Annotated in this window: 22 protein-coding genes and 1 pseudogene; 9 read left to right on the top strand and 14 right to left on the bottom strand. The window is 51.6% G+C overall.

Going from position 1 to position 26,669, the window contains the following annotated elements; translation table 11 throughout:
• The first annotated feature begins 11 nt into the window (after window positions 1-11).
• Window positions 12-635, top strand: a complete 624-nt coding sequence (gene dsbA / locus HVZ39_RS24190) for a thiol:disulfide interchange protein DsbA (protein ID WP_181633056.1) — start codon at window positions 12-14, stop codon at window positions 633-635.
• A 13-nt stretch (window positions 636-648) separates the two neighbouring features.
• Here the strand turns inward: dsbA and HVZ39_RS24185 are convergent, their stop codons facing one another.
• A complete protein-coding gene (locus tag HVZ39_RS24185) occupies window positions 649-1,509 on the bottom strand; it encodes an acyltransferase (protein WP_243428990.1) in 861 nt (286 codons plus the stop codon).
• Here HVZ39_RS24185 and HVZ39_RS26745 point away from each other — a divergent pair.
• Both HVZ39_RS26745 and polA read left to right on the top strand, forming a co-directional pair.
• On the top strand, window positions 1,403-1,738 hold the full coding sequence (locus HVZ39_RS26745) for a hypothetical protein (protein WP_019077950.1): 336 nt from the start codon (window positions 1,403-1,405) through the stop codon (window positions 1,736-1,738). The genes HVZ39_RS24185 and HVZ39_RS26745 overlap by 107 nt on opposite strands.
• A gap of 215 nt (window positions 1,739-1,953) precedes the next feature.
• Window positions 1,954-4,740, top strand: coding sequence for a DNA polymerase I (gene polA / locus HVZ39_RS24180; protein ID WP_181629498.1), 2,787 nt, complete (start codon window positions 1,954-1,956; stop codon window positions 4,738-4,740).
• 333 nt (window positions 4,741-5,073) lie between these two features.
• On the opposite strand, the gene yihA is transcribed toward polA, so the two are convergent.
• The gene (gene yihA / locus HVZ39_RS24175; RefSeq protein ID WP_005121851.1) at window positions 5,074-5,706 is read right to left on the bottom strand and encodes a ribosome biogenesis GTP-binding protein YihA/YsxC; all 633 of its coding nucleotides are present in this window, start codon (window positions 5,704-5,706) and stop codon (window positions 5,074-5,076) included.
• Between the two features lie 209 nt (window positions 5,707-5,915).
• On the opposite strand from yihA, the pseudogene HVZ39_RS24170 reads away from it, so the two are divergent.
• The 3 genes and pseudogenes from HVZ39_RS24170 to hemN all read left to right on the top strand — a co-directional run bounded on the left by HVZ39_RS24170 (window position 5,916) and on the right by hemN (window position 8,341).
• Window positions 5,916-6,164: pseudogene (locus tag HVZ39_RS24170) on the top strand (hypothetical protein).
• A gap of 105 nt (window positions 6,165-6,269) precedes the next feature.
• A complete protein-coding gene (gene yihI, locus HVZ39_RS24165; protein ID WP_019077947.1) occupies window positions 6,270-6,779 on the top strand; it encodes a Der GTPase-activating protein YihI in 510 nt (169 codons plus the stop codon).
• 188 nt (window positions 6,780-6,967) lie between these two features.
• On the top strand, window positions 6,968-8,341 hold the full coding sequence (gene hemN, locus HVZ39_RS24160) for an oxygen-independent coproporphyrinogen III oxidase (RefSeq protein WP_016155160.1): 1,374 nt from the start codon (window positions 6,968-6,970) through the stop codon (window positions 8,339-8,341).
• An 87-nt stretch (window positions 8,342-8,428) separates the two neighbouring features.
• Here the strand turns inward: hemN and HVZ39_RS24155 are convergent, their stop codons facing one another.
• From HVZ39_RS24155 to glnA, 4 genes are all read right to left on the bottom strand, one after another.
• Complete coding sequence (locus tag HVZ39_RS24155; protein ID WP_003028631.1) at window positions 8,429-8,539, bottom strand: YshB family small membrane protein; 111 nt, start codon at window positions 8,537-8,539, stop codon at window positions 8,429-8,431.
• A gap of 112 nt (window positions 8,540-8,651) precedes the next feature.
• Window positions 8,652-10,061: a nitrogen regulation protein NR(I) gene (glnG, locus tag HVZ39_RS24150; RefSeq protein ID WP_047357802.1), complete on the bottom strand. Its 1,410-nt coding sequence runs from the start codon at window positions 10,059-10,061 to the stop codon at window positions 8,652-8,654.
• A gap of 11 nt (window positions 10,062-10,072) precedes the next feature.
• Complete coding sequence (gene glnL / locus HVZ39_RS24145) at window positions 10,073-11,122, bottom strand: nitrogen regulation protein NR(II) (protein WP_016155163.1); 1,050 nt, start codon at window positions 11,120-11,122, stop codon at window positions 10,073-10,075.
• A gap of 203 nt (window positions 11,123-11,325) precedes the next feature.
• The gene (gene glnA / locus HVZ39_RS24140; protein WP_003028638.1) at window positions 11,326-12,735 is read right to left on the bottom strand and encodes a glutamate--ammonia ligase; all 1,410 of its coding nucleotides are present in this window, start codon (window positions 12,733-12,735) and stop codon (window positions 11,326-11,328) included.
• 380 nt (window positions 12,736-13,115) lie between these two features.
• Here glnA and typA point away from each other — a divergent pair, with 380 nt between their 5' ends.
• Window positions 13,116-14,939 (top strand): ribosome-dependent GTPase TypA, encoded by a 1,824-nt coding sequence (gene typA / locus HVZ39_RS24135; RefSeq protein WP_008786988.1) that lies wholly within the window; start codon window positions 13,116-13,118, stop codon window positions 14,937-14,939.
• A gap of 69 nt (window positions 14,940-15,008) precedes the next feature.
• Here the strand turns inward: typA and ompL are convergent, their stop codons facing one another.
• The 8 genes from ompL to yihU all read right to left on the bottom strand — a co-directional run bounded on the left by ompL (window position 15,009) and on the right by yihU (window position 24,686).
• Window positions 15,009-15,701, bottom strand: a complete 693-nt coding sequence (ompL, locus tag HVZ39_RS24130; protein ID WP_019077945.1) for a porin OmpL — start codon at window positions 15,699-15,701, stop codon at window positions 15,009-15,011.
• A 66-nt stretch (window positions 15,702-15,767) separates the two neighbouring features.
• Window positions 15,768-17,189 (bottom strand): MFS transporter, encoded by a 1,422-nt coding sequence (locus tag HVZ39_RS24125; protein ID WP_016155165.1) that lies wholly within the window; start codon window positions 17,187-17,189, stop codon window positions 15,768-15,770.
• A gap of 46 nt (window positions 17,190-17,235) precedes the next feature.
• Window positions 17,236-18,618, bottom strand: coding sequence for an MFS transporter (locus HVZ39_RS24120; protein WP_016155166.1), 1,383 nt, complete (start codon window positions 18,616-18,618; stop codon window positions 17,236-17,238).
• A gap of 45 nt (window positions 18,619-18,663) precedes the next feature.
• Window positions 18,664-20,700: an alpha-glucosidase gene (locus tag HVZ39_RS24115; RefSeq protein ID WP_181633054.1), complete on the bottom strand. Its 2,037-nt coding sequence runs from the start codon at window positions 20,698-20,700 to the stop codon at window positions 18,664-18,666.
• A gap of 52 nt (window positions 20,701-20,752) precedes the next feature.
• Entirely contained in the window at window positions 20,753-21,628 is an 876-nt protein-coding gene (locus HVZ39_RS24110; RefSeq protein WP_181633053.1) for an aldose-1-epimerase, read from the bottom strand.
• Between the two features lie 18 nt (window positions 21,629-21,646).
• The gene (gene yihS / locus HVZ39_RS24105) at window positions 21,647-22,888 is read right to left on the bottom strand and encodes a sulfoquinovose isomerase (protein WP_080859875.1); all 1,242 of its coding nucleotides are present in this window, start codon (window positions 22,886-22,888) and stop codon (window positions 21,647-21,649) included.
• Between the two features lie 12 nt (window positions 22,889-22,900).
• Window positions 22,901-23,776, bottom strand: coding sequence for a sulfofructosephosphate aldolase (yihT, locus tag HVZ39_RS24100; RefSeq protein WP_049282318.1), 876 nt, complete (start codon window positions 23,774-23,776; stop codon window positions 22,901-22,903).
• A gap of 19 nt (window positions 23,777-23,795) precedes the next feature.
• Entirely contained in the window at window positions 23,796-24,686 is an 891-nt protein-coding gene (gene yihU / locus HVZ39_RS24095; protein WP_181633052.1) for a sulfolactaldehyde 3-reductase, read from the bottom strand.
• A 166-nt stretch (window positions 24,687-24,852) separates the two neighbouring features.
• Between yihU and HVZ39_RS24090 the strand changes: the two genes are divergently transcribed.
• The gene (locus HVZ39_RS24090) at window positions 24,853-25,749 is read left to right on the top strand and encodes a sugar kinase (RefSeq protein ID WP_181633051.1); all 897 of its coding nucleotides are present in this window, start codon (window positions 24,853-24,855) and stop codon (window positions 25,747-25,749) included.
• Window positions 25,750-25,782: 33 nt separating this feature from the next.
• Window positions 25,783-26,586, top strand: a complete 804-nt coding sequence (locus tag HVZ39_RS24085; RefSeq protein WP_016155173.1) for a DeoR/GlpR family DNA-binding transcription regulator — start codon at window positions 25,783-25,785, stop codon at window positions 26,584-26,586.
• The last annotated feature ends 83 nt before the right edge of the window (window positions 26,587-26,669 follow it).

Here is a 26,669-nt window from a genome sequence, read left to right as displayed (position 1 = left end):
GAAATTTGAACATGAAAAAATTATGGCTGGTGCTGGCTGGTATGGTTTTAGCTTTTAGCGCATCTGCAGCGCAGTTCCAGGATGGCAAACAATACATCACTCTGGAAAAGCCTGTTGCGGGTGAACCTCAAGTGTTGGAGTTCTTCTCCTTCTACTGCCCGCACTGCTATCAGTTTGAAGAAGTTCTTCACGTCTCTGATAACGTGAAGAAAAAACTGCCTGAAGGCACCAAGATGACCAAGTACCACGTCGAGTTTCTGGGGCCTTTGGGCAAAGATCTGACGCAAGCTTGGGCCGTTGCTATGGCGCTGGGCGTTGAAGATCAAGTAACCGTTCCGTTGTTTGAAGGTGTTCAGAAAACCCAGACCGTTCAGTCTGTAGCTGATATCCGTAAAGTGTTTGTCGACGCGGGTATTAAGGGTGAAGACTATGATGCGGCATGGAACAGCTTCGTGGTGAAATCACTCGTGGCGCAGCAGGAAAAAGCGGCGGCTGATTTACAGCTGCAGGGCGTTCCGGCAATGTTCGTGAATGGCAAATATCAGGTAAATCCGCAGGGCATGGATACCAGCAGCATGGATATCTTTGTACAACAGTATGCGGATACTGTGAAGTATCTGGTTGGTCAGAAGTAAAAGCAAAAGCCGGTCATTTGTGCTGACCGGCTTTTTCATTTGAAGCTTTAATCGCGTCGAGCTGCGCGTCTTTCTCACTCCACAGCGTATTAAGCCATAGCTGAAACCGACGCTTGAATCCCTTATCGTTCACGTAATCACCGTGCAACCCTTCATGAATTGGCTCCAGATTTACCCGCACGACAATACGCGTTAGCTTACCGCTCAGCATATCGTAGAACGGTCGGCTGCTATTTTCCGGATAGCACAACGTGACGTTCAACATTTTATCGAACTGTGACCCCAGTACGTTCAATGCCATCGCAATACCGGCCGCCTTTGGAGGGAGCAAGTTTTGATAAGGAGAGCGGGTTTGCTCACATTTCTCTTTGGTAAAACGTGAACCTTCGACAAAATTCACAATAGTTGTCGGGTGTACGCGAAACTTCTCGCAGGAACGACGCGTTGTTTCGACATCTTTACCGCGCCGTTCTGGATGACGGAGCAGGTAGCCTCGCGAATAGCGTTTCATAAACGGCATATCCAGCGCCCAGCAGGCCAGGCCAATAAAGGGCACCCAGGCCAGTTGTTGCTTGAGGAAATATTTATTCATGGGGATGTGCTTACGGAACAGAACGCAAAGCACAACGATGTCAGCCCAGCTGTAATGGTTACAAATGAGCAGATACCAGTTTTTCTTGCTAAGACCTTCCAGTCCCTCGACATCCCACTTCAGTCGCGGATTGAGGTGTAGCAGTAGCGCCAGACCTTCACACCAGCAGTACATCATGAAATTACAGAAGACAGAAACCTTGCGCCAGACAACGGGAACGGGCAAAAGGAGTTTTACAACTCCGGCAAGGATGATCGGCACAGAACAAAAAATCGTGACCAATATGGTCAATACGATACTCAGCAACAGCGTTATCGCAGCGAGTATTCTCGTCATAATTAAATTATTCAAAAGGTTAGCCATAGATAGTGCGCTAAAGAGGCGCAAGGGGCTGATTTTATCAGAAAACGAACCAAATGATGGATCTTCCCTGAATAGAAAAAAAGGGAATATCTATCCACATCAGGATATAAGCTGTATAAATGGAATAAAATGCTACGCATTTATTTAAGCGTCTGAAATATATGTATAAATAAAATGATGTGTTAATTTTATTGCTATATTTAAAGAGCTGAAAATTATTTATTCACAAAGTTATCCACAGTCTTCTTTGCGAGCAAAGCAGAAGATCTACAAAAGTTTTTCGACAAATGCGGCGAAAAACTCATGTTTTCATCCTGTCTGTGGCATCCTTTACCCATAATCTGATAAACAGGCACGGACATTATGGTTCAGATCCCAGAAAACCCACTTATCCTTGTAGATGGCTCCTCTTACCTGTATCGCGCATACCATGCGTTCCCGCCGCTGACTAACAGTGCAGGAGAACCTACTGGCGCGATGTATGGTGTCCTCAACATGCTGCGTAGCTTGATTCTGCAATATCAGCCGACCCATGCTGCGGTGGTATTCGACGCTAAGGGTAAAACCTTCCGTGATGAGTTATTCGAACACTACAAGTCACACCGCCCACCCATGCCGGACGATCTGCGTGCGCAGATTGAGCCTCTGCATGCGATGGTAAAAGCGATGGGGTTGCCACTGCTGGCCGTTTCGGGCGTGGAAGCAGACGATGTGATCGGTACGCTGGCGCGGGAAGCAGAGAAGGCGGGTCGTCCGGTGTTGATTAGTACCGGTGATAAAGATATGGCTCAGTTGGTGACACCGAATATCACCCTGATCAACACCATGACCAATACGATCCTCGGCCCGGATGAAGTGGCGAATAAATATGGTGTTCCACCAGAACTGATCATCGATTTCCTGGCGCTGATGGGGGATTCCTCAGATAACATCCCAGGCGTTCCTGGCGTAGGTGAAAAAACCGCGCAGGCTCTGCTGCAGGGGTTGGGGGGGCTGGATACCCTCTATGCTGAATCAGACAAAATCGCGGGGCTGACTTTCCGTGGTGCGAAAACTATGGCGGGCAAACTTGAGCAGAATAAAGAGGTAGCGTACCTCTCTTATCAATTAGCTACCATCAAAACGGATGTTGAACTGGAGTTGACCTGCGAGCAGTTGGAAGTACGTCAGCCGGCAGCGGATGAACTACTTGGCCTGTTTAAACAGTACGAATTCAAGCGTTGGGTTACTGACGTTGAAGCGGGTAAATGGCTACAGGCGAAAGGAACGAAGCCGGCGGCAAAACCACAGGAAACTATCGCCGTCGATGAAACGCCTGAGGGGCCGGCCACGGTTCTCTCGTATGATAACTATGTGACAATTCTGGATGAAGCGACGCTGGAAGAGTGGATTGCGAAGCTGAAAAAAGCGCCTGTCTTTGCCTTCGATACAGAAACTGACAGCCTGGACAACATCTCCGCGAATCTGGTTGGCCTGTCTTTTGCCATTGAACCGGGTGTGGCTGCATATGTTCCTGTTGCCCACGATTACCTGGACGCCCCCGATCAGATCGCTCGCGACCGCGCGCTGGCATTGCTGAAGCCGCTGCTGGAAGATGAGAACGCGCATAAAGTCGGGCAAAACCTGAAGTACGATCGCGGTATCCTGGCGAACTATGGCATTGAACTGCGTGGCATCACCTATGACACCATGCTCGAATCCTACATTCTTAACAGCGTCGCTGGCCGACACGATATGGACAGCCTGTCGGACCGCTGGCTGAAACATAAAACCATCACCTTTGAAGAGATCGCCGGAAAGGGCAAAAACCAGCTGACCTTTAACCAGATAGCGCTGGAAGAAGCTGGACGTTATGCTGCGGAAGATGCCGACGTTACGCTACAGCTCCATCTCAAAATGTGGCCAGAATTGCAGCAGCATAAAGGACCGCTGAACGTCTTTGAAAATATCGATATGCCGCTGGTTCCTGTTTTGTCTCGCGTTGAGCGCAATGGTGTGAAAATCGATCCGGCTGTTCTGCACAAACATTCAGAAGAGCTGACGCTGCGTTTGAACGAGCTGGAGCAAAAAGCGCACGAGATCGCCGGAGAAGCGTTTAACCTCTCTTCCACCAAGCAACTGCAAACTATCCTGTTTGAAAAGCAGGGTATTAAGCCGCTGAAGAAAACCCCTGGCGGCGCGCCATCAACGTCGGAAGAGGTACTGGAAGAGCTCGCGCTTGATTACCCATTGCCGAAAGTGATCCTGGAATATCGCGGCTTAGCAAAACTGAAGTCGACCTATACGGATAAGCTTCCGTTGATGATTAACAAGAAAACCGGGCGCGTTCACACCTCCTATCACCAGGCGGTGACCGCTACCGGGCGCTTATCATCTACGGATCCAAACCTGCAGAACATCCCGGTACGTAATGACGAAGGTCGTCGTATTCGTCAGGCGTTTATTGCGCCAGAAGACTACGTGATTGTCTCCGCAGACTACTCACAGATTGAGCTGCGTATCATGGCGCATCTCTCGCGTGATAAAGGTCTGCTTACCGCATTTGCCGAAGGGAAAGATATTCACCGCGCAACGGCTGCGGAAGTCTTTGGCTTACCGCTGGATTCCGTGACTGGTGAACAACGCCGCAGCGCGAAAGCCATCAACTTCGGTTTGATCTACGGGATGAGTGCCTTTGGTTTGGCGCGCCAGTTGAATATTCCGCGTAAAGAAGCACAGAAGTACATGGACCTCTACTTCGAACGCTACCCTGGCGTGCTGGAATATATGGAACGCACCCGTGCACAGGCAAAAGAGCAAGGTTATGTCGAAACGCTGGAAGGGCGTCGTCTCTATTTACCGGATATTAAATCCAGTAATGGCGCTCGTCGCGCTGGTGCAGAGCGCGCGGCAATTAACGCCCCGATGCAGGGTACTGCCGCAGACATTATCAAACGAGCCATGATTGCGGTGGACGGGTGGCTGCAAACCGAGCAACCACGTGTGCGCATGATCATGCAGGTACACGATGAACTGGTGTTTGAAGTGCATAAAGATGACCTCGAAAGCGTCTCTAAAAAGATCCATCAACTGATGGAAAACGAGACCCAGATTGATGTGCCGTTGCTGGTGGAAGTCGGTAGTGGCGAAAACTGGGATCAGGCGCACTAAGGGTTTACTGAATAACGCCCCTTTTTCGTAACTAAGCAACATAAGATAGAACTTTTTGTGATGTCCATTAGAATTCCCTATGTAAGGAATGAAAAAAAATTACAAAAAGTGCTTTCTGAGCTGCTCAAAAAAGAGTAAAGTTATTCACGTAGGGTACAGAGGTAAGATGTTCTATCTTTCAGACCTTTTACTTCACGTAATCGGATTTGGCTGAATATTTTAGCCGCCCCAGTCAGTAATGACTGGGGCGTTTTTTATTGTGCGAAAGAAAAGTTTCGCACAGGCTGTAGGCCGGATAAGACGCGCAGCGGCGCTATCCGGCATATCGGTGGATTACTCCCCGTCCTGCATCTCTTCAATCGGCGCCAGTTCACTAAACCAGCTATCCAGCTTCTGCCGAAGTTTATCCACGCCCAGTTTTTTCAGTGATGAAAATGCTTCTACCTGTACATCACCGTTAAATGCCAGTACGGCTTCACGTACCATATTCAACTGGGCTTTGCGCGCACCGCTGGCCAGCTTGTCTGCTTTAGTCAGCAGTACCAGAACCTGAACGTTGCTCTCAACCGCCCACAGGATCATCTGCTGGTCGAGGTCTTTTAGCGGGTGACGAATATCCATCAATACCACCAGACCTTGCAGGCTCTGACGTTTTTCCAGATATTCAGCCAGCGCGCGCTGCCATTTGCGCTTCATCTCTTCCGGAACTTCGGCATAACCGTATCCTGGCAAATCGACCAGGCGTTTGCCGTCAACGACTTCAAACAAGTTGATGAGCTGAGTACGACCCGGCGTTTTAGATGTACGCGCCAGACTCTTTTGATTCGTCAGGGTATTTAGCGCACTGGATTTGCCTGCGTTGGAACGGCCAGCAAAAGCCACTTCGATACCGGTATCGGAAGGTAAGTGGCGAATATCAGGCGCACTCATCACAAAGTGCGTCTGTTGATAATTCAAGTTAGTCAAAGCAGTCCTCTCCATCAATCAGGGCTTTGCAGCGATTATACCTGAACCCCAGCAAAAGGCTGGTTTTTCGACGCGTAGGCTATGTAAGTAAAAACCTCGCACTTTGTGAGACATTGCCGATAGTTTCTATACGAGATGACAGAGTAAAAAATGACGTAACTAAAATAAATCATATAGTTAAGATAAGGCACTATTCTTAAAGTCCGAAATTGTTACCCAGGTTACTTGTACGTTTAAACCAAAGCGGTAAAGTAGCGCCCATAGCGAGGAAGCTGACAGGATAGTCGACTCAGGATGAGGGTCAGGAGCGCCAGGAGGCGAAGACACAGGATTGTCAGGGAGACAAACGTCTGGAGACGTTAGTAAAAGGAAATGGAAACAACACGGAATGTTTCAGGCTAAGGGAAAAACAGGGTGTGTTGATAGCCAACAAGGATTGTAGAGCCCGTAAGGGTTGAGAGTCAGGAAAAAAGGCGACAGATTACTCTGTCGCCTTTTTTCTTTATTTCTGCTAGATTCCGGCGCAATTATATACTGAATAAAACAGCCAAAGACGAATCATGATGAAACCAACTTCTACACCACGCGGTAAAGGTCCTGCAAAAGCGCGTCGTAAAACACGCGAAGAAATTAATCAGGAAGCTCGCGACCGTAAGCGCCAGAAAAAACACCGTGGTCATGCGGCGGGTAGCCGTGCGTCCGGTAGCGAAGGCGCATCTGGTGGCGGAAACCAAAATAAGCAAAAAGATCCTCGTATTGGCAGCAAAAACCCCATTCCATTGGGCGTGACCGAAAAAGTCACCAAACAGCACAAACCGAAGAGTGAGAAACCTATGCTTTCACCACAGGCTGAGTTGGATTTACTGGAAACGGATGAGCGCCTGGATGCGCTGCTGGAGCGTCTTGAAGCAGGAGAAACCCTGAGCGCGGAAGATCAGACCTGGGTTGATGCCAAGCTGGACCGCATCGATGAGCTGATGCAAAAGCTGGGTCTTTCTTACGATGACGAGGAAGAAGAGGAAGAGGAAGAAAAGCAGGAAGACATGATGCGTCTGCTGAAAGGCGGCAACTAACGGTTTTACACCGTGGGTCTTCCCGTCCTGCTTATAACCCTTCCGGTTATATGTTATCTGGTGTGGTTATTCGTTAAACTACAGCGGTTGTCGCGGCGACAGAAGTGGCTGCGCAACCGGCTTATCACCCGCACTGGGGTTAAGCCGGTACGCCGTACCCGCCAGAGACGCCATCGGAAGGAGTGAGCATGTCAGAGCAGTTAATAGACTGGGACCTGGCCCTGATCCAGAAATATAACTATTCCGGGCCACGATATACCTCGTACCCGACCGCGCTGGAGTTTTCTGAAGACTACGGCACAGAAGCATTTCTAAAGGCCGTGGCGCGTTATCCTGAGCGTCCGCTCTCGCTGTACGTTCACATCCCGTTCTGCCACAAACTGTGCTACTTCTGTGGCTGCAACAAGATTGTGACTCGCCAGCAGCATAAAGCAGATCAATATCTCGATGCCCTGGAACAAGAAATTATCCATCGCGCACCGCTGTTCGCCGGACGCCATGTCAGCCAGCTGCACTGGGGCGGCGGCACGCCAACGTATCTGAATAAAGCGCAAATCAGCCGTTTGATGTCACTGCTGCGTGGTAATTTCAACTTTAACGACGACGCCGAAATCTCGATCGAAGTGGATCCGCGTGAAATCGAGCTGGATGTCCTTGATCATTTACGCGCTGAAGGTTTTAACCGTTTGAGCATGGGAGTGCAGGACTTCAACAAAGAAGTTCAGCGCCTGGTGAACCGTGAGCAGGATGAAGAGTTTATCTTTGCGCTGCTGAATCATGCGCGGGAGATTGGCTTTACCTCAACGAATATCGATCTGATTTATGGCCTGCCAAAACAGACGCCAGAGAGCTTCGCCTTTACCCTGAAACGCGTGGCTGAGCTGAATCCAGACCGTCTGAGCGTCTTTAACTACGCGCACCTTCCGACGCTGTTTGCTGCCCAGCGCAAGATTAAAGATGCCGACCTGCCCAGCGCGCAGCAGAAGCTGGATATCCTGCAGGAGACCATCTCTTCACTGACCGAAACTGGCTATCAGTTCATTGGCATGGATCACTTTGCCCGTCCGGATGACGAACTGGCCATTGCTCAACGCGAGGGCGTTTTGCATCGCAATTTCCAGGGCTATACCACCCAGGGGGATACCGATCTGCTGGGGATGGGCGTATCGGCCATCAGTATGATTGGCGACAACTACGCGCAGAATCAGAAAGAGTTGAAGCACTATTACCAGCAGGTAGACGAGCAGGGGAATGCGCTGTGGCGCGGAATTGCCCTGACCCGCGACGACTGCATTCGTCGGGATGTTATTAAGCTCCTGATCTGCAATTTCCGCCTCGACTATGCCGCCGTGGAACAACAATGGGATCTGAACTTCGCTGACTATTTTGCCGAAGACCTGAAACTGCTGGCACCGCTGGCGAAAGATGGGCTGGTGGATGTGGATGAGAAGGGGATTCAGGTTACGTCGAAGGGGCGTCTGCTGATTCGTAATATTTGCATGTGCTTCGATGCATATCTGCGCCAGAAAGCGCGTTTGCAGCAGTTCTCGCGCGTTATTTAGCCGGGTTGCCCGGTGGCGCTTCGCTTACCGGGCCTACGAAATCTCAATACGTAGGTCGGGTAAGCGAAGCGCCACCCGACAAACCCGCTAGCTGAACAGCCCAACCAGCGCCGCACACAGCACGGCGGCAACCGCAGTTTGTGGCGTATGGCTTTCAACCGCACCGCTCGATAGCAGATTTATCATTGATTCCAGCATGATGACTTCCCCCCGTTTGCCGGGCACGATCATACTTAACTCATCGGAACAGTAAAGCGCAAAATAGCAGCAATTTGCGCTCAATTATCAATCTTTACACAATGACCGATCGTCACTCCATTCCGAGTTCTTTTAACTTTCGCGTCAAGGTATTACGGCCCCAACCGAGCAGCCGTGCCGCTTCCTGTTTATGCCCCTGGGTATGGCGTAGCGCGGTGGTCAACAGCGTGCGCTCCATCTCCGGTTGAGCCTCTGAAAGCAGGTTTTGATGACCGGAACGTAATGCCCGATCCGCCCACTGTGCCAACAGGGTTGCCCAGCTGTCTGGCTGCATATGGGACGGTGCGTCAGGCACGGTGGTTTCAAACAGTTCGGTCGGTAAGTCCTGAATGAGTACTTCCTGTCCGGCGGCCATTACGGTTAACCAGCGACAGGTATTCTCAAGCTGACGCACGTTTCCCGGCCATGACAGACGGGTGAGCGCCGCCTCGGTTTCAGTGTGTAATTGCTTGGCTTCTACTCCCAGTTCGCGGGCGGCCTCCTGCAGGAAATGACGCGCCAGGCGTGGGATATCTTCCCGACGTTCGCGCAGTGGCGGCAGATGCACCCGGATGACGTTCAGGCGATGGAATAAGTCCTCACGGAATTTGCCTTCCTGCACCCGCAGTTCCAGGTTCTGGTGCGTGGCGGCGATAATACGTACGTCCACCTTCACAGGCGCATAACCGCCAACGCGGTAAAACTGTCCATCGGCTAATACGCGCAATAAACGTGTCTGCACGTCCAGCGGCATATCGCCAATTTCATCGAGGAACAGCGTGCCGCCGTCTGCCTGTTCAAAGCGCCCCTGACGAATCGTATTCGCCCCGGTAAACGCCCCTTTTTCATGGCCAAACAGCTCAGACTCGATCAAATCTTTCGGAATAGCAGCCATGTTCAGCGCGATAAACGGTGCTTTGACGCGCGGACTATGACGGTGCAACGCATGGGCGACCAGCTCTTTACCGGTCCCGGACTCTCCGTTAATCAATACGCTGATTGAAGAACGGGACAGGCGACCAATAATGCGAAAGACGTCTTGCATTGCTGGTGCTTCGCCGATGATGTCGGTTGTTGGGCCGTTGATTTGAATATTACGCGGTTGCTGCTGTTCCTGATAATGGCTGATGGCGCGTTCGACCAGCGCCACGGCTTCATCAATATCAAAAGGTTTGGGCAGATAATCAAACGCCCCTTGCTGGTAAGCGCTGACGGCAGCATCCAGATCGGAGTGTGCGGTCATTATGATGACCGGAAGCATCGGATGCCGCTGTTTGATTTGTTTTAACAGCGTCAGGCCGTCCATGCCCGGCATGCGGATATCCGACAGCAGTACGTCCGGCGTTTTGCTGGCCAGCGCGTCCAGTACCTCTTTACCACTCTCAAATGTAGTGCAGCTTAGTCCTGCCCCTGCGAGCGCACGTTCAAGCACCCAACGGATGGAACTATCGTCATCAACTACCCAGACTATTCCTCGTTGCATAAACGTCACCTTTATTTCCTGATAGGCAGGTAAACCGAGAACTCGGTATGACCCGGCCAACTGGTAAATTCAATTTTGCCGGAATGTTGATCAATCAAATTACGGGCGATGGATAATCCAAGGCCGGTACCGCCTTCGCGACCGCTGACCATTGGGTAGAACAGCGTGTCCTGCAAATGCGAGGGAATTCCCGGACCGTTATCCTCAACATCAATCCGCGCCGCCAGACGATAACGCATACCGTGCAGCGTGAGCTGAAACGCGGTGCGGGTACGCAGAATAATCTCGCCGCCTTCCGGTCCCAGCGCCTGCAAAGCATTGCGCACGATGTTCAGCAAAACCTGCTCGATCTGGTCCGGGTCGTGCAGTAATTCAGGCAGACTTGGGTCGTAATCACGAATCAGCGTGACGTTTTCCGGCAGCTCCATCGAGACCAGCGCCACCACGCGCTCCGCCACTTTGTGGATACTTTCTGTGACGTGCATTCCCGGCTGTTGTGGTCCCAGCAGACGGTCGACCAGATTACGCAGGCGGTCGGCCTGCTCAATAATGACTTTGGTATATTCGGTCAGCGCCGGGTCCGGAAGCGCTTTACTGAGCAGTTGCGCCGCGCCGCGTAACCCACCCAGCGGGTTTTTAATTTCGTGCGCCAGGCCGCGCACCAGATCGCGGGCAGCGATCTGCTGGGCGTGCTGGAGCTGTTCCTGGCTCAGACGGCGCTGGTTATCCATTGGCGCCATCTCCAGCAGGATAAGGCCATCAGGCAGCCTCTGAGCGGTCACAGAGAGGATATGTGAGTGGCTATCTATCACCAGCGTCACTTCGTTATCCGTAAAGCCCTGGCCTGCTTCCAGGCTCTCTCGCATCAGCCCGATGTTTAAGGAGAAATAACTCAACAGATCGGGAAGTGGGGTACCAAACAGTTTGCGGGAGCTTTGGGCGAGCAACTGTTGTGCCGCTGGGTTGGCGTAATGTACCGCCAGCTCATCGTCGACGAGTAAGATGCTGTTGATTAAAGAATTGAGGATCTGCCCAGCATCGGGCAGCGTGCCGGTTGCCATTCAGCAGTCTCCTGAAAAGTGTTGCACCAATTTAGTGCATTATAGCTTTTTACATCAAAAAAGCGCGAGGAAGCAGGTTGTTAGTGGAGAAAAAAGCCCATCCTGGGATGGGCTAAAAGTTCCACGGCAACTTAAAGACTCTATATTTTTCTTGCTACAGCCGCGTGGGTCGCAACAAGAAATCTACGGAGTATTGGTACTAATTAAACGCTGTAGTACAGCTCAAACTCTACCGGGTGCGGAGTCATACGCACGCGGTCATCTTCTTCGCGACGCAGCGTAATGTACGCATCGATCGCTTCATTGGTGAACACGCCGCCTGCAGTCAGGAACTCGCGGTCCAGATCCAGTTCTTTCAGTGCTTCTTCCAGAGAACCAGCAACCTGTGGGATCTCTTTCGCTTCTTCCGGCGGCAGGTCGTACAGGTTTTTATCCATGGCTTCGCCCGGGTGGATCTTGTTCTTAATACCGTCAAGACCCGCCATCAGCAGTGCTGCGAAGCACAGGTACGGGTTAGCAGCCGGGTCCGGGAAACGCACTTCGATACGACGCGCTTTCGGAGAAGCCACTACCGGAATACGGATAGAAGCAGAACGGTTACGGGCAGAGTAAGCCAGCATTACCGGCGCTTCGTAGCCTGGGACCAGACGCTTGTAAGAGTTGGTGGTTGGGTTAGCCAGGGCGTTGATCGCTTTAGCGTGTTTGATAACGCCGCCGATGTAGAACAGCGCCTGCTCAGACAGACCCGCATATTTGTCGCCAGAGAACAGGTTTACGCCGTTCTTGGACAGAGACATGTGGCAGTGCATACCGGAACCGTTATCGCCAAACATAGGTTTTGGCATAAAGGTCGCGGTTTTACCGAAACGGTGAGCGACGTTGTGAACCACATATTTGTAGATCTGAATTTCGTCCGCTTTTTTGGTCATGGTGTTAAAGCGGGTCGCGATTTCGTTCTGACCTGCGGTCGCCACTTCGTGGTGATGCGCTTCAACAACCAGGCCCATTTCTTCCATGATCAGACACATGGTAGAACGGATGTCCTGAGAAGAATCTACCGGAGGAACTGGGAAGTAACCGCCTTTCACGCCAGGACGGTGACCTTTGTTACCACCTTCGTATTTGGTGGAGGAGTTCCATGCGCCTTCGATGTCATCGATAGCCACGTGGGAACCGGAAATGGACGCGCCGAAACGGATGTCGTCAAACAGGAAGAACTCTGGCTCAGGCCCGAACAGAACGGTGTCTGCGATGCCGGTAGAACGCAGATACTCTTCAGCGCGTTTAGCGATGGAGCGCGGGTCGCGGTCGTAGCCCTGCAGCGTACCTGGTTCCAGGATATCGCAACGGATGATCAGGGTGGACTCTTCATAGAACGGGTCGATGAGTGCAGTAGACGCATCTGGCATCAGAACCATGTCTGATTCGTTAATGCCTTTCCAGCCACCGATTGAGGAGCCGTCAAACATTTTGCCTTCTTCAAAGAATTCGGCATTTACCTGATGAGCAGGAATAGTGACGTGCTGTTCTTTACCTTTGGTATCAGTGAAGCGTAAATCAACAAACTTCACTTCGTGTTCGTTCAGCATCGTCAAAACGTGTTCAGCGGACATACTTACTCTCCCGGATTGGTCATGGTCGTCGTGGTAACGAAGTCTTCAATTCTGCAAAAAATTGGCCGTGTCGCCGTAAAAAATATAAAGCGAAATCTGTGCCAACTTTTAAATTGCCCCTAAAAGGCGTTATCATGCGCACTATCGTGCAAAGGGGCTGCACCATGAAGGTTGTATTGCACCATTATAGTGCTTTAATGTGAACATTAAGCACCATATTGGTGCAAAGCATGTCAGATTACCCCTTTTAACGCTCCGTGAATGTGATCACAAAGAAACTCTGCAATACTTGTTTGCGGAGGATGTTTGTGATCCTGTTTTGTACTGCGATTAATCCGTGTACAATAACGCGCTATTTCTAAAATGCCTGAGGCAAAGTTGTGATCGAAAATTTGCGTAACATCGCCATCATCGCGCACGTAGACCATGGTAAAACGACCCTGGTAGACAAGCTGCTCCAACAATCCGGTACGTTCGATGCACGTGCTGAAACCCAAGAGCGCGTGATGGACTCCAACGATTTGGAGAAAGAGCGTGGGATTACCATCCTCGCTAAAAACACCGCTATCAAATGGAATGACTACCGTATCAACATCGTTGATACCCCAGGGCACGCCGACTTCGGTGGTGAAGTTGAACGTGTAATGTCCATGGTCGACTCCGTGCTGCTGGTGGTGGATGCAATGGATGGTCCGATGCCGCAGACGCGCTTCGTGACCAAAAAAGCCTTTGCCCATGGCCTGAAGCCAATTGTTGTTATCAACAAAGTTGACCGCCCTGGCGCGCGTCCTGACTGGGTTGTTGATCAGGTATTTGACCTGTTCGTTAACCTCGACGCTACCGACGAGCAGCTGGACTTCCCGATCGTTTACGCTTCCGCGCTGAACGGTATCGCAGGTCTGGATCACGAAGATATGGCTGAAGACATGACTCCGCTGTATCAGACCATCGTTGATCGTGTTCCGGCTCCAAGCGTAGACCTTGATGGCCCGCTGCAGATGCAAATCTCTCAGCTGGACTACAACAACTACGTTGGCGTAATCGGCATCGGCCGTATCAAACGCGGTAAAGTTAAACCGAACCAGCAGATCACTATCATTGATAGCGAAGGCAAAACCCGTAACGGTAAAGTCGGTAAAGTTCTGACCCATCTGGGTCTGGAACGTATCGAGAGTGATATTGCCGAAGCGGGCGATATCATCGCGATCACCGGTCTGGGCGAACTGAACATCTCCGACACCATCTGCGATCCGCAGAACGTCGAAGCGCTGCCGGCTCTGTCCGTTGATGAACCGACCGTAACCATGTTCTTCTGCGTAAACACCTCCCCGTTCTGTGGTAAAGAAGGTAAATATGTTACCTCTCGTCAGATCCTTGACCGCCTGAACAAAGAGCTGGTGCACAACGTTGCGCTGCGCGTCGAAGAAACCGAAGATGCGGATGCGTTCCGTGTATCTGGTCGTGGTGAGCTGCACCTGTCTGTTCTGATCGAGAACATGCGTCGTGAAGGTTTCGAAATGGCGGTTTCCCGTCCGAAAGTAATCTTCCGCGAAATCGACGGCCGTAAACAAGAGCCGTTCGAAAACGTAACGCTGGACGTAGAAGAGCAGCATCAGGGTTCTGTCATGCAGGCTCTGGGTGAGCGTAAAGGCGACCTGAAAAACATGAATCCAGATGGCAAAGGCCGCGTACGTCTTGACTACGTGATCCCAAGCCGTGGTCTGATCGGCTTCCGTTCAGAATTCATGACCATGACTTCCGGTACCGGTCTGCTGTACTCCACCTTCAGCCACTACGACGATGTTCGTGCGGGTGATGTGGGTCAGCGTCAGAACGGCGTACTGATCTCCAATGGCCAGGGTAAAGCAGTTGCGTTCGCACTGTTCAGCCTGCAGGACCGCGGTAAGCTGTTCCTGGGTCACGGTGCTGAAGTTTACGAAGGCCAGATCATCGGTATTCACAGCCGCTCTAACGACCTGACTGTAAACTGCCTGACCGGTAAGAAACTGACCAACATGCGTGCGTCCGGTACTGACGAAGCAACGGTTCTGGTTCCGCCGGTTAAGATGACTCTGGAGCAGGCTCTGGAATTCATTGATGACGACGAACTGGTAGAAGTTACCCCAACCTCTATCCGTATCCGTAAGCGTCACCTGACTGAAAACGATCGTCGCCGTGCAATGCGTGGCGCGAAAGAAGAGTAATTAACGCTCTTTCTCAGGTAAGCATAAAAAAGCCGCTGATTTCAGCGGCTTTTTTTATCATCAGGAGAATTAGAAGAAATACTTTGCCCCAACACGAATCTGGTTTTGTTCGCGATGATAGGGTTCAACATTGCGATCTAACCAGCGTAATTCAAGGTAGGGCAACCAGTGTTCATTGATACGATACTTAAAGGTATTGGTAATTTCCCAGTGATGATCTTTTCCATTGCTGCTATTGAAGTCATTGACTCGCATAAAATAGTGCGGTTCAAAGGTATAGGAAAATTTATCGGTAATGGTAAAGTTCCAGTAGTTGCCTATTTCATAGGTATCATTATTATCCAGCTCACCGTTTAGGTCGGTTGAACTGTAGTTATTATGGTTATATCGATTACGCACGGTAAGATTAAACCACGGAGTAAATTTATAGTTAACATCCAGATAAACAGCACCGCCTGAGCCAATACTCTTATCGTTTATTAACCCTCCAGGCTGGATTGTTAATTTATCTGTCGGTTTAAATAACGGGTACCAACCCTCTATTTCGTTATAGCCGTGTTTTAACTCATCCTTGCGTTGCATAGTGTAGGTGTTCGTAAGCATGATACCCGCGCCCATATCGGAGTTATAGCCAACGCGCAGCATGACCTCCATTTGGTCGGATGCCAGGTTATATGCTTCGCGGTTTTCTACATAGGCTCCAGCGAAAGCAGAGGTTGATACCACAGAGGATAATAGAATTATTGTCGTTAATTTTTTCATGATAAATCCATTTTTTACGCGTAGGGAGGCCGCCATCCATTGGGATGGGATAGGCGGCAATTATTTTTATACGTTTACAGCAGAGGTGTTCTTTTTATTAGTAATAGGGTCCGGTTGGATGTTGTTTTTCTTCCGTTGGCTGATTTCCTCAATAATAAAAGCAAAACGAGTTTCGTTGAGCTTATAAAAGAAGCCCATCGTGAGTGCTGCAATAATTGCAAGTCCGCAAGGCCAGAGGAAAATAAGCTGACGCAAACCGAGCAGTGTGGCATCGCTCTGGACTATATTGGGGATATAACCGATTTGCGTCAGCATGATGCCCGGCAGGAAGCCTGCGAGCGCAGCAGAAATTTTGCGAGAAAAGGTATAACCCGTATACACCGAACCTTCTGCACGGATCCCCGTTTTCCATTCGCCATAATCGACCGTATCCGGAACCAGTGCCCAGTTTAGACTGTTAACAAAAGCGGTTCCGAAGAAGGCCATGCAAGAGAACGTGACGAATAAAAATGACGTACTGCCCCAGAAAAAGTTCAGCACATCACCGATAGCCCATAGCGCCAGGCCACCGAGGTAAACCTGCTTTTTACCGAAGCGTTTTACAGCTGTGGGAACCAGCAGTACCCCAACCAGAATGCATCCCATGCTGAAGAAACCCATCCACGACAGCAGATGAATATCGTTGAGTACGTACTGGGTGTAATACACCTGGATCGCCAGCTTGATGTTGAATGCCGCCAACGTGCACAGATTGGCGACACACAGCACCAGCAGTGGAGGGTTACGGAAAATGGCGCAGAACGACTTGAGAATGCTGGGCTTATGGTGATCCGGCACGATCTCGATATAGCGTTCCTTCACACCGCTAAAACACCACCACATGCTGAACAGTCCGCAAACGGAGAAGATCAGTGCGGCAATCAGATAACCCAGCGAAGGTGAACTAACAAATAGCGCCTGAATAGGCATAAAGCCAACAGTACACAGTAACAGGCCTACGGTAGCTCCGCCCTGACGCCAGGCGGCGAGCTGAGCTCGTTCATGCGGGTTCTTCGTGATCGCGGGCACCATCGCGCCGTAGGAGCAGTTCATCAGGCTATAGAACAGCCCGAACAGCATAAACAACACTGTCGCCAGTCCGGTTTTCACCGTTAGCGTAAAATCTGTCGCTAAAAACTGCGCGCTGGCAACGACAGCAACAGGAAATGATGCATACAAAATAAAGGGCCTGAATTTCCCTTTTGCGCCAATATTACGCCTTGAGTCCAGCAACACACCGGTCAACATATCAGTGAAAGCGGTGAAGAACTTCGCCACCAAAAAGATAATCCCACCGTAATACGCCGGCATCCCTAGTTCATCGGTATAAAATTTAAGCAGATACAGCGTGCCGATACACAGCATCAAATTTGAGCCGAAGTCACCCACTCCGTAGGCGAATTTTTCACGCAGGCTCAGTTTTAGCGTTAGCGGATCATGAAAAGACATAATCGCTCCTCAATAGCGCCCCGTAGAGCGCTATTCATTATTATTATCAAACGGGTTGTTTACGCGCTTCTATCTCTTCAACGATGCGGACATACATCTTCTCGTTAAGGTTGTAGAAACAGCCCATAGCTACAATGGTGATCACCGCCAAGGCGCAGGGATAAATAAAGATCAACTGACGCAATCCTTCGACCGTACTTGCAGATTGCACCACATTGGGGACGTAGCCGATTTGCGTCAGCATCCATCCCGGGAAGAATCCTGCCAGCGCTTGTGACACTTTACGGAAGAAGGTGAATCCGGTGTAGACAGTCCCTTCCGATCGCACACCGGTGCGCCACTCGCCGTACTCCACCGTGTCCGATACCAGCGCCCAGTTCAGGCTGTTGACGAATGCCGAGCCGAAGAACGCCAGGCAGGAGAACGCGACAAAACTGACGGAGCCGCCGCCAAAGAAGTAATTAAGCAGATCGCCCGCCACCCAAATCAGCAAACCGCCGATGTAGACTTTTTTCTTGCCGAAACGTCTGACCATGCCAGGCATCAGGAAGACGCCGATGAAGATACAACCCATGCTAAAAAAGCCCATCCAGGAAAGGAGGATCGGGTCATTAAGAACGTACTGGGTGTAGTAGACCTGTATTGCCAGCTTGACGTTAAACGCGCCAAGCGTGCAAAGGTTGGCAATGCACAGAATAAACAGCGGGCGGTTACCGGCGATGGCGCGAAAGGATTGCAGTAATCCCGGTTTTTGCGCGGCATCAACGGGTTTCACTTCCACGTAACGTTCTTTTACCCCGGCATAGCAGAGCCACATAAACAGCAGGCCAAACAGAGAAAACAACGTGGCGGCGAAGATATAACCCAGCTGCGAGTTGCCTTCGATCAGGTTCATTACGGGAACAAAGCCGACGGTACACAGCAACAGACCAAGGGTTGCGCCACCTTGCCGCCAGGCGGCAAGCGACGCGCGTTCGTCAGGATTCTTCGTAATCGCGGGAACCATCGCACCATAAGAGCAGTTCATCATGCTGAAAAACAATCCGTACAGCATAAACAGCACCGTTGCCATGACCGTTTTACCGGTTACTTCAAACGGAGTACCGACAAAGTTTGCAATCGCCAGCAAGGTAACCGGAAATGCGGCATAAAGAACGAACGGACGGAATTTTCCCTTCGGGCCGATTTTGCGGCGGGAATCAAGCATAATCCCGGTGCCCATATCGGTAAACGCGGTAAAAAACTTGGCGATGAGGAAAATGATACCGCCATAAGTTCCAGGTAAACCAAGGACATCGGTATAAAACTTGAGTAAATAGAGCGTACCAATATCCAGCAGGATATTGGAGCCTAAATCACCCATCCCATAGGCGAGTTTTTCTTTGAACGGCAAGCGTAGGGTTGCCGGATTAGAGGAAGTCTGACTCATTATTATTCTCCATGTGCCCGCGAGTTTCCCCACGGGCGAGCCGCATTAGATGTTGCGTAAAGTGGCAAACAGTGACGCCCATTCACTCTTCGCGCGATAAAACACCGGAGGCTTGCCAATAGGCGCATCCACGGTAATTTCACCGCCCTGGTAAGTTTCTCCGGTCCAGATGTTGACCCAGCTATCCTCCGGCAGATACAGAGTCCAGTTTTGCTGGCCTTGTTCGTGAACCGGCGCAACCAGCACATCCTGTCCCAGCAGGTACTGATATTTCAGGGTGTAGGTCCGCGCATCGTCTTCGTAATGTAGGAATAGCGGACGCATCACCGGCAGACCGGTAGCGCTGTTTTGTGCGACCGCCTGTTTCAGATACGGTTTAAGGGTGGTAAAGACGGTGGTCATACGAGCAAAGTGGGCGATGGTTTCAGCATCGCCATCAAACTGCCAGTTATCGCCAGGGCGGTTACCTTCGTGGGTGCGCATCATCGGTGTGAAGGCGTTAAAGTCACACCAGCGCAGCAGCAGCTCTTTGCTGCGTTTCATTTCAAATAGGGTGGTGTAGCCGCCGATATCGCTGTGGTGCAGACCATGGCCGCTCATCGCCAGTGACAGCGCAGCAGGCACGACCGAGGCCAGACCGTCGTCAAGGCTCCAGTCAACGTTCTGATCGCCTGCCCACATCATGGTGGAGTATTTCTGGCTGCCGGTGTAGCCCGCACGCATAAAGAACAGGATCTCGCCGAGCTTGCCAGTCTCCTGTAACGCTTCGTAGTTACATTTCGCCCACAGCGCAGGCCAGGCGTTATGCATAATTTCAGCGCTAATGCCATTGTGCAGATAAGTGTCGGTTGGCAGGTATTCGCCAAAGTCGGCCATCCAACCGCCGCATCCCAGCTCAATCATGTTCTTTTTGATGACTTCTTTGAACCAGGCGTAGGCTTCAGGGTTGGTCAGGTCCACCACGCCGCCGTAAAACTCGCCAAACTCAACCAGATAGTCAGCGCCAGAGGCATCTTTCGCCAGATAACCGTGCGCAGCCGCTTCGGCGCAGAGATCTTTATCGCTGGCGACGTACGGGTTGATGTAGGAGAGGAATTGCACGCCTTCTTCTTTCCACTGCTTAATACGGCTATCCAACTGAGGATAGTTGTCGCTGTTCCACTTCCAGTTCCACATCACGCGTTTGCCAAAGGAGGTCATGCGGATCCCGGACCAGTCCTGCGCCCAGATGCCGTTTACTTTCACGCCTGCGTTACGCATGGTGTCCAGTTTTTTCTGGCAAACCTCAGTACCGCCTTGAATACCGAGCGTGACGCCATCGTAGATCCAGTCCGGCAGCTCCGGCTGGCGTCCTAACAGCGCGGTCAGTTTTTCCAGTAAAGAGATGTAGGTGTCAGCGCATTCAAATCGTAGGGTGGTTTTGTCCTCCCACAATGCCAGTTCGTGATACTCCGGCGCGCTGAAGTCGAAATTCATATAGCAGCTGTTATCAATGTGGCAGTAGTACTTCTGCGTGCTGACGAAGGTCGGCTGCGGGAAAAAGGTCCAGTAGTAGTCACCACCGGCGTTTTCTTTGCAGTCTGCCTGCCAGGTGACATAGCTATTTTTGTTACGGCCCACGCCCTGTTCGCTGGTCCACAGTGGGAACGGTTTACCGCGTAAGTCGAAATAAGAGAACTGTTCACCGCAGCCGTAAATATGATCGTCCGGGTTGGCAGCCAGACGCAGCCAGATGCGGTTATGGCTGAGGTCATCGTTGTGCAGATCCAGCTTCAGGCGACCCTGTTCATCGATGGAGATGTGCAGCGTGGCGTTGATGGTGTTACCGCGACTGAAATGCACCTGCCAGCCGTCAGGCGACTCGCTGACCGTGGCGTCGGTCAGGGCAATCTTCTCATTGAGCTTGTCTTTAATGCTGAAGTTGCCGCGGAACATATCAATATCGGCAACGCCAGCGCCGATCCACAGGCAGGGGGTTTCTGTGCTGTGACGTAAAATCAGGCGCTGGTGGTATGTCAGCGTAAAGCCATTCTGTAACGTCGTTAGTTCTAAAGCGGTTGACCGTTGTTGTAGCGAATTCATTATCGTCTCCGTAAAAATAGGGTAATTCGGTAATTTTTGTTTTGGGATAAGGTTATTCGGCACCGATTAAAAAATGCATCCGATGCATCTCGCCGGGTGCCAGAGAGATAAGACTGATGCCTGAATTAAAGGCATCTGGCGGGCAGGTCATGGGTTCTACGGCAATCCCCAGACGGTGTAATTTCTCGCCGCTGTAAATCTGTAGCCACGGCTGGTCGCAACGTAAGTACGTCGTCATATTTTTCGTTGCACTGAACATGCTGACTTCCCATTCACGCCCGGACACAGGGGTTTTAAAGGTGTGATCGATCTGCGTTGCAGCGACAGGGCGCGGCGTGGTGAAATTCAGCGCGGTATTCTCAACGCGATGCGTTTCCAGGGTATCAATGTCAAAGACCTCATCTGTCGGAAGAGTGAGCGTACAGCTATCTATCTTCTCAAGACCACAGGTCAAATAGGGATGAGCGCCAGAACCATAAAGCGCTGATTCATCACCAATATTCAGCGTAGTAATAAAAATGTGCAGACCGCTTATTGCATCAAGGCGATATGTTGTTTCAACCAGTAATGAAAAGGGATAACCATAAGAGGGCGGCAGAAAAATCATCAGCGACACTTCCGATGCCGACTGCTGGTTAATCTGCCAGTCTCGCCAGGCCAACAGCCCATGAATGGCGGTATGCGAAACAGGGTCGTTAACGGCAAGCTGGAAGGTCTTGCCGTTATGTTGATAGCAGCCGTCTGCAACGCGGTTTGGCCATGGGACTAACACTTTTCCTAAATGCGCCTGCGGCATCTCTTCCGGCTTATGTGGAATAACGATGTGACGCCCACGATGCATCAATTCTGCCAGCCCAGCGCCAACCGTGACGATTTTCGCCTCGTAGTGTCCGGCCTGAAGATGAATGGTTTTTCCACCACTATGCATGGCTGCTATCCTTGTGACTTATTTGGCGTTGATATCCAGAAGACCGGCAGCAACCGCCGGAGCAAGGCCCGGAGCCAGCGGTAGACGCGGGATTACCAGGCAGTGCAGCAGGTGATAAATGTCCTGCTTACCGTCCCAGACTTTGGTGGTCACTTTGTTGTCGGTGTCCAACTCCTGCCACCATGAACCGGTCTCGTAGTCCATCAGATAGGTGATGCAGTAATCCCACCACTTCTGGTACCAGGCTTCGTACTGGCTGTCGCCGGTGAGGGTATACAAGGCATAGGCGGTACCCATGGCTTCGACTATCGGCCAACGCACTCTTTCGCGAACGATTGGTTTACCGTCCCAGTCCACCGAATAGACAAAACCATCCGCACCGTCCGGTGCCCAGGCATCACGGATGGTGGCGTGGAACAAGCCTTTGGCATCTTCCAGCAGCCAGGCGGGAGGCGTTTCGAAGCGGGCTTCCAACGCGGCATGCAGATGCAGCATCAGACGGCCCCATTCGATCCAGTGGCCCGGCGTGCCGCCGTATGCGCGGAAACGGTGAGCAGGGTTATCCTTGTTGTAATCACGAATTGGGTTCCACTGTGAATCGAAGTGCTCGTTGACGCGATACTCCCCGCTGCGGGCCACGTCGTGAATAATCACCGAAGCAATTCGCAGTGCGCGATCGAGCCATTTACGGTCATGGGTAACGTCATAAACGATCAGGAAAGCCTCGACCGCGTGCATGTTGGCGTTACCGCCACGGTAATCTTCCGTCTGGCTGAAGGCTTCGTCCCAGGACTCCAGGCACATCTGCTCGTCTTCGCTCCAGAAGTACTTTTCAATCACCTCGATGGCATCATCCAACAATTGTCTGGCCTGTGGATGACCGGTAGTGACCGCGCTTGCCGCGCCGAGCAAGACGAAGAAATGCTGATAACCCTGCTTGGAGGCGTCCATCACGCCTTCGTCATTTACGCAGGCGTACCAACCGCCGAAGCGTGTGTCGCGTAGCGCACCGTTCAGCGCTTTAATGCCGTGATCGACGAGTTGGTATGCGCCAGGCCGACCCATTGACGCGGCAACGGAGTAGACGTGCAGCATGCGGGCGGTGATCCACAGATGTGTCCCCATATCTGCTCTGACCTGACCACTGTTTCCCAGCCAGCCAAATCCGGTAGGTACCGCAGCGTTCTTACCAAAGTTAAAGATGCGGTCTGTTTCCTGCTCCAGCCAGCGGTTGTGGCTTAGGGTGTTAAACCATTTCATTCTGAGATCCTCTTAGCGCCGGGCCATCATTTCATCGACGATATCGCCCAGACGCTGCAACTTAGGTGCGGAAACATCACGCAGCATCAGTTCGGTATCCGGCAGGCCAACCACGGATGACCAGACCGCACGTCCGGCCAGGAAGCCGGATGCGCCAGCGGTCATTGCTACGCTGACCGCGCGTGGGAACAGTTTTTCATCCACACCGGAGGAGAGAATGACCCACGGCATGTTGATGTTTTCATTCAGGCGCTGAGAGGCGCTAAGCAGCTCTTGTTGGGTTCCTTTGCCGTACAGAGGCATTTCGACCTTGTAGAGATCGGCACCGCTATCACCCAGTTCTTTCGCGGCATCGATAATGGCCTGTTCACGATCGAACTTATCGCCACGACGTGGCGGGCGAACAACCGGCTCGATGATGCTCAGCAGGCCATTGGAATGGCACAGTTCATTGAATTCTCCCACCATATCAAGACGTTGTTGGGCATCTTCATCGCTACGCCACAGCACCAGTAGTTTGAGGGCCTTGGCACCATCTTGCTTCACGGTCTGCGGGTTGATTTTTTTATCAATCACCACGCTATCGACCGGAATACCGTTACCCGGAATGAACTCATCAGCGGCCACAATCATGGCGCAGCTTTTGGCGACCGCGTTTTGCTCTACAACCTGGCGGTAGCAGAACTGCTGATCGACCAGAATGGCGGAGGCATAGGGGGAAAGGATCTTCGCCGCATTGACTTTGAAATCAGTCAGCACGCTGTCATTGACCGGGGATTTTGCACCCGCGGCGGCAAACATTAAGCGCATGGCTTCGCGCTGATCGACCGCCAGCATGGCAAATCCGCCGGAAGCTCGGGTGATATCTTTCAGGGTGTACTTGGTCATTGTTCAGTCCTTTTACTTATCAAAGTTGGGAATTCAGTCCGGCAGATGCCCGAACCTGCTCGAGTATTGCGGTCCAGTCTTCCCGGCCACGGCCAGCGGCGCGTGCCTGGTTATAGACTTCGCGGGAAGCGGCGCCGAGCGGCATCGGCACGTGCAATTGGTTGGCAACGTCCAGGGCGATGCCAAGATCCTTGTGAGCTAAATCGATCATGAAAGCCGGGGAAAGATCGCCTTTCAGCACTTTGTTCGGCCAGGAGGTAGTGAAGTGGCCCTTTCCGGCGGGGGTGCCGCTCATGACTTGCAAAGCCACATCGAAGGAGAGACCAAGTGCCTCGCACAACACGGCGGCTTCGGCAGAGAGGGCGTTTAGCGCGATACTCATGTAGTTGTTGATGAGCTTCACGCGGATCCCCATGCCGGGACCACCTGCATTGATCAATTCATTACCCATCGCCATCAGAAACGGTGTGGCGCGTTCTACCTGCTGTGCCGTTCCACCTGCCAGCAGCAACAGCGTTCCCGCTATGGCGTGATCGGAGGTGCGTCCAACCGGGCAATCCATCATATCGAAGCCTTGGGCACGCATATCGGCGATGAGTTTATCGGTTTGCAGTGGGTGAATAGTCGACATATCAATTACTAACGCCTGCTGGGAGAGGCTTTCGCAAATACCCTGCTCGCCGAACAATACGCTGCGCACCAGATCGCCGTTTGGCAGCATGGTGATGACAAATTCTGCACCTTTTGCTGCCTGAGCCGGGCTACTGGCAGGCTGTGCTCCTTTTTCCACCAGGCGCTGAACGGCATCCGGGTTAACGTCAAAGACGCTGAGTTGATGACCCTGCTTCAGCAAGTTGCTCGCCATGGGTGAACCCATCTGACCTAATCCGATAAATGCTATAACTGCCATAACGTTCTCCTGAGACGTGGATGTCATTTTTTGTCATTTAAGGTCGTTTGTTTCTGTCTGTTTTTGATCGTATTTGTAATTTATGGTCAAAAAATTGACAGCCGTCACTTTTTAAACATTTTGTGAAATTAAAATGATCCCATCTTGAAACGCCTAAGGAACGACCATGATTCGTATTGCTTGTGTAGGTATTGCCGTGATGGATCGCATCTATTACGTGGAAGGTTTACCGACTGAAGGAGGTAAGTATGTGGCGAAGCGTTATACGGAAGTGGGCGGCGGGCCTGCTGCAACGGCCGCAGTGGCTGCAGCGAAGCTGGGCGCTAAGGTGGACTTTATTGGCCGTGTGGGCGATGACGACACCGGAAATAGCTTGCTGGTGGAGCTGGAGTCCCTGGGGGTAAATACCCGCTATTCCCGGCGCTACGCGGGGGCGAAGTCTTCACAATCGGCAATTATGGTTGATGCGCAAGGGGAACGGATTATCGTTAACTATCCCAGCCCGGATTTACTGCATGATGCTGACTGGCTCAATGAGATCGATTTTACCCAGTGGGATGTGGTGTTGGCGGATGTTCGCTGGCACGAAGGGGCCAGGCAGGCGTTCACATTGGCACGTCGGGCGGGAGTGATGACGGTACTGGATGGTGACGTAACGCCACAAGATATCCGCGAGCTGGTGGCGTTAAGCGATCATGCTGCGTTTTCTGAACCCGGTCTGGCGCGTTTAACCGGGATAAACGATCCTGAAGCCGGACTGAAACAAGCACAAACGCTCACAAATGGTCACGTATATGTAACGCGGGGCAGTGCAGGCTGCGACTGGATAAAAAATAATACGTTGCAGCATCAATCTGGATTTAAAGTCGACGTTGTTGACACTACGGGGGCGGGGGATGTTTTCCATGGTGCGCTCGTGTTTAGCCTGGCCGCTGGCGACCTCCCGGAAGATGCCGTCAGGTTCGCCAGCGGAGTTGCTGCGCTAAAATGTACGCGTCCGGGAGGAAGGGCCGGAATCCCTGACTGTGATCAAACCCGATCTTTTCTGTCACTTTTTGTATAAAATGCCAGGGCAATGGTTTTTCGAGGAAATTTCATGAGTCTTACCGAACTGACCGGTAACCCGCGACACGATCAACTGCTTATGCTGATTAGCGAGCGCGGTTATATGAATATCGACGAGCTGGCCAGCCTGCTGGACGTATCCACGCAGACCGTTCGTCGTGATATTCGTAAACTCAGCGAGCAGGGATTAATTACGCGTCATCATGGTGGCGCGGGCAGAGCCTCCAGCGTGGTGAATACGGCGTTTGAGCAGCGTGAAGTCTCCTGGACGGAGGAGAAAAAAGCCATCGCGGAAGCGGTGGCGGACTACATTCCCGATGGGTCAACGGTGTTTATTACCATTGGCACCACCGTTGAGCAGGTGGCCCGCTCGCTGTTAAACCATAATCATTTGCGCATTATCACCAACAGTCTGCGCGTGGCGCACATTCTTTATAACAATCCACGTTTTGAAGTCATGGTGCCGGGGGGAACGTTACGCCCGCACAACAGTGGCATCATTGGTCCTTCTGCCTCGGCATTTGTCGCTGATTTTCGGGCCGACTACCTGGTAACCAGCGTTGGCGCGATCGAAAGTGATGGCGCTTTGCTGGAGTTTGATGTCAATGAAGCCAGCGTGGTGAAAACGATGATGTCGCACTCAAGACACATTCTGCTGGCAGCAGATCATACGAAATATACGGCTTCTGCCGCGGTAGAAATTGGTAACGTCTCTCAGGTGACCGCGCTGTTTACCGATGAATACCCAGGTCCCGCATTGCATAATTTACTCCAGTCACAACAGGTTGAAATTGTGCAGGTGAGTCCTTCACAAGATGATGCTTTGGCCGTGTAATTCCTCAGATGATGGCTCGATAAGTTCGAAGCCATCACTCTCACATAGTCAAACTTCTCCTTTCCCGCTACAGTTATTCATCC

Source organism: Citrobacter sp. RHB35-C21 (assembly GCF_013816515.1).
Lineage (GTDB): Bacteria > Pseudomonadota > Gammaproteobacteria > Enterobacterales > Enterobacteriaceae > Citrobacter > Citrobacter braakii.
This window is presented reverse-complemented; position numbering and strand designations above follow the sequence as displayed.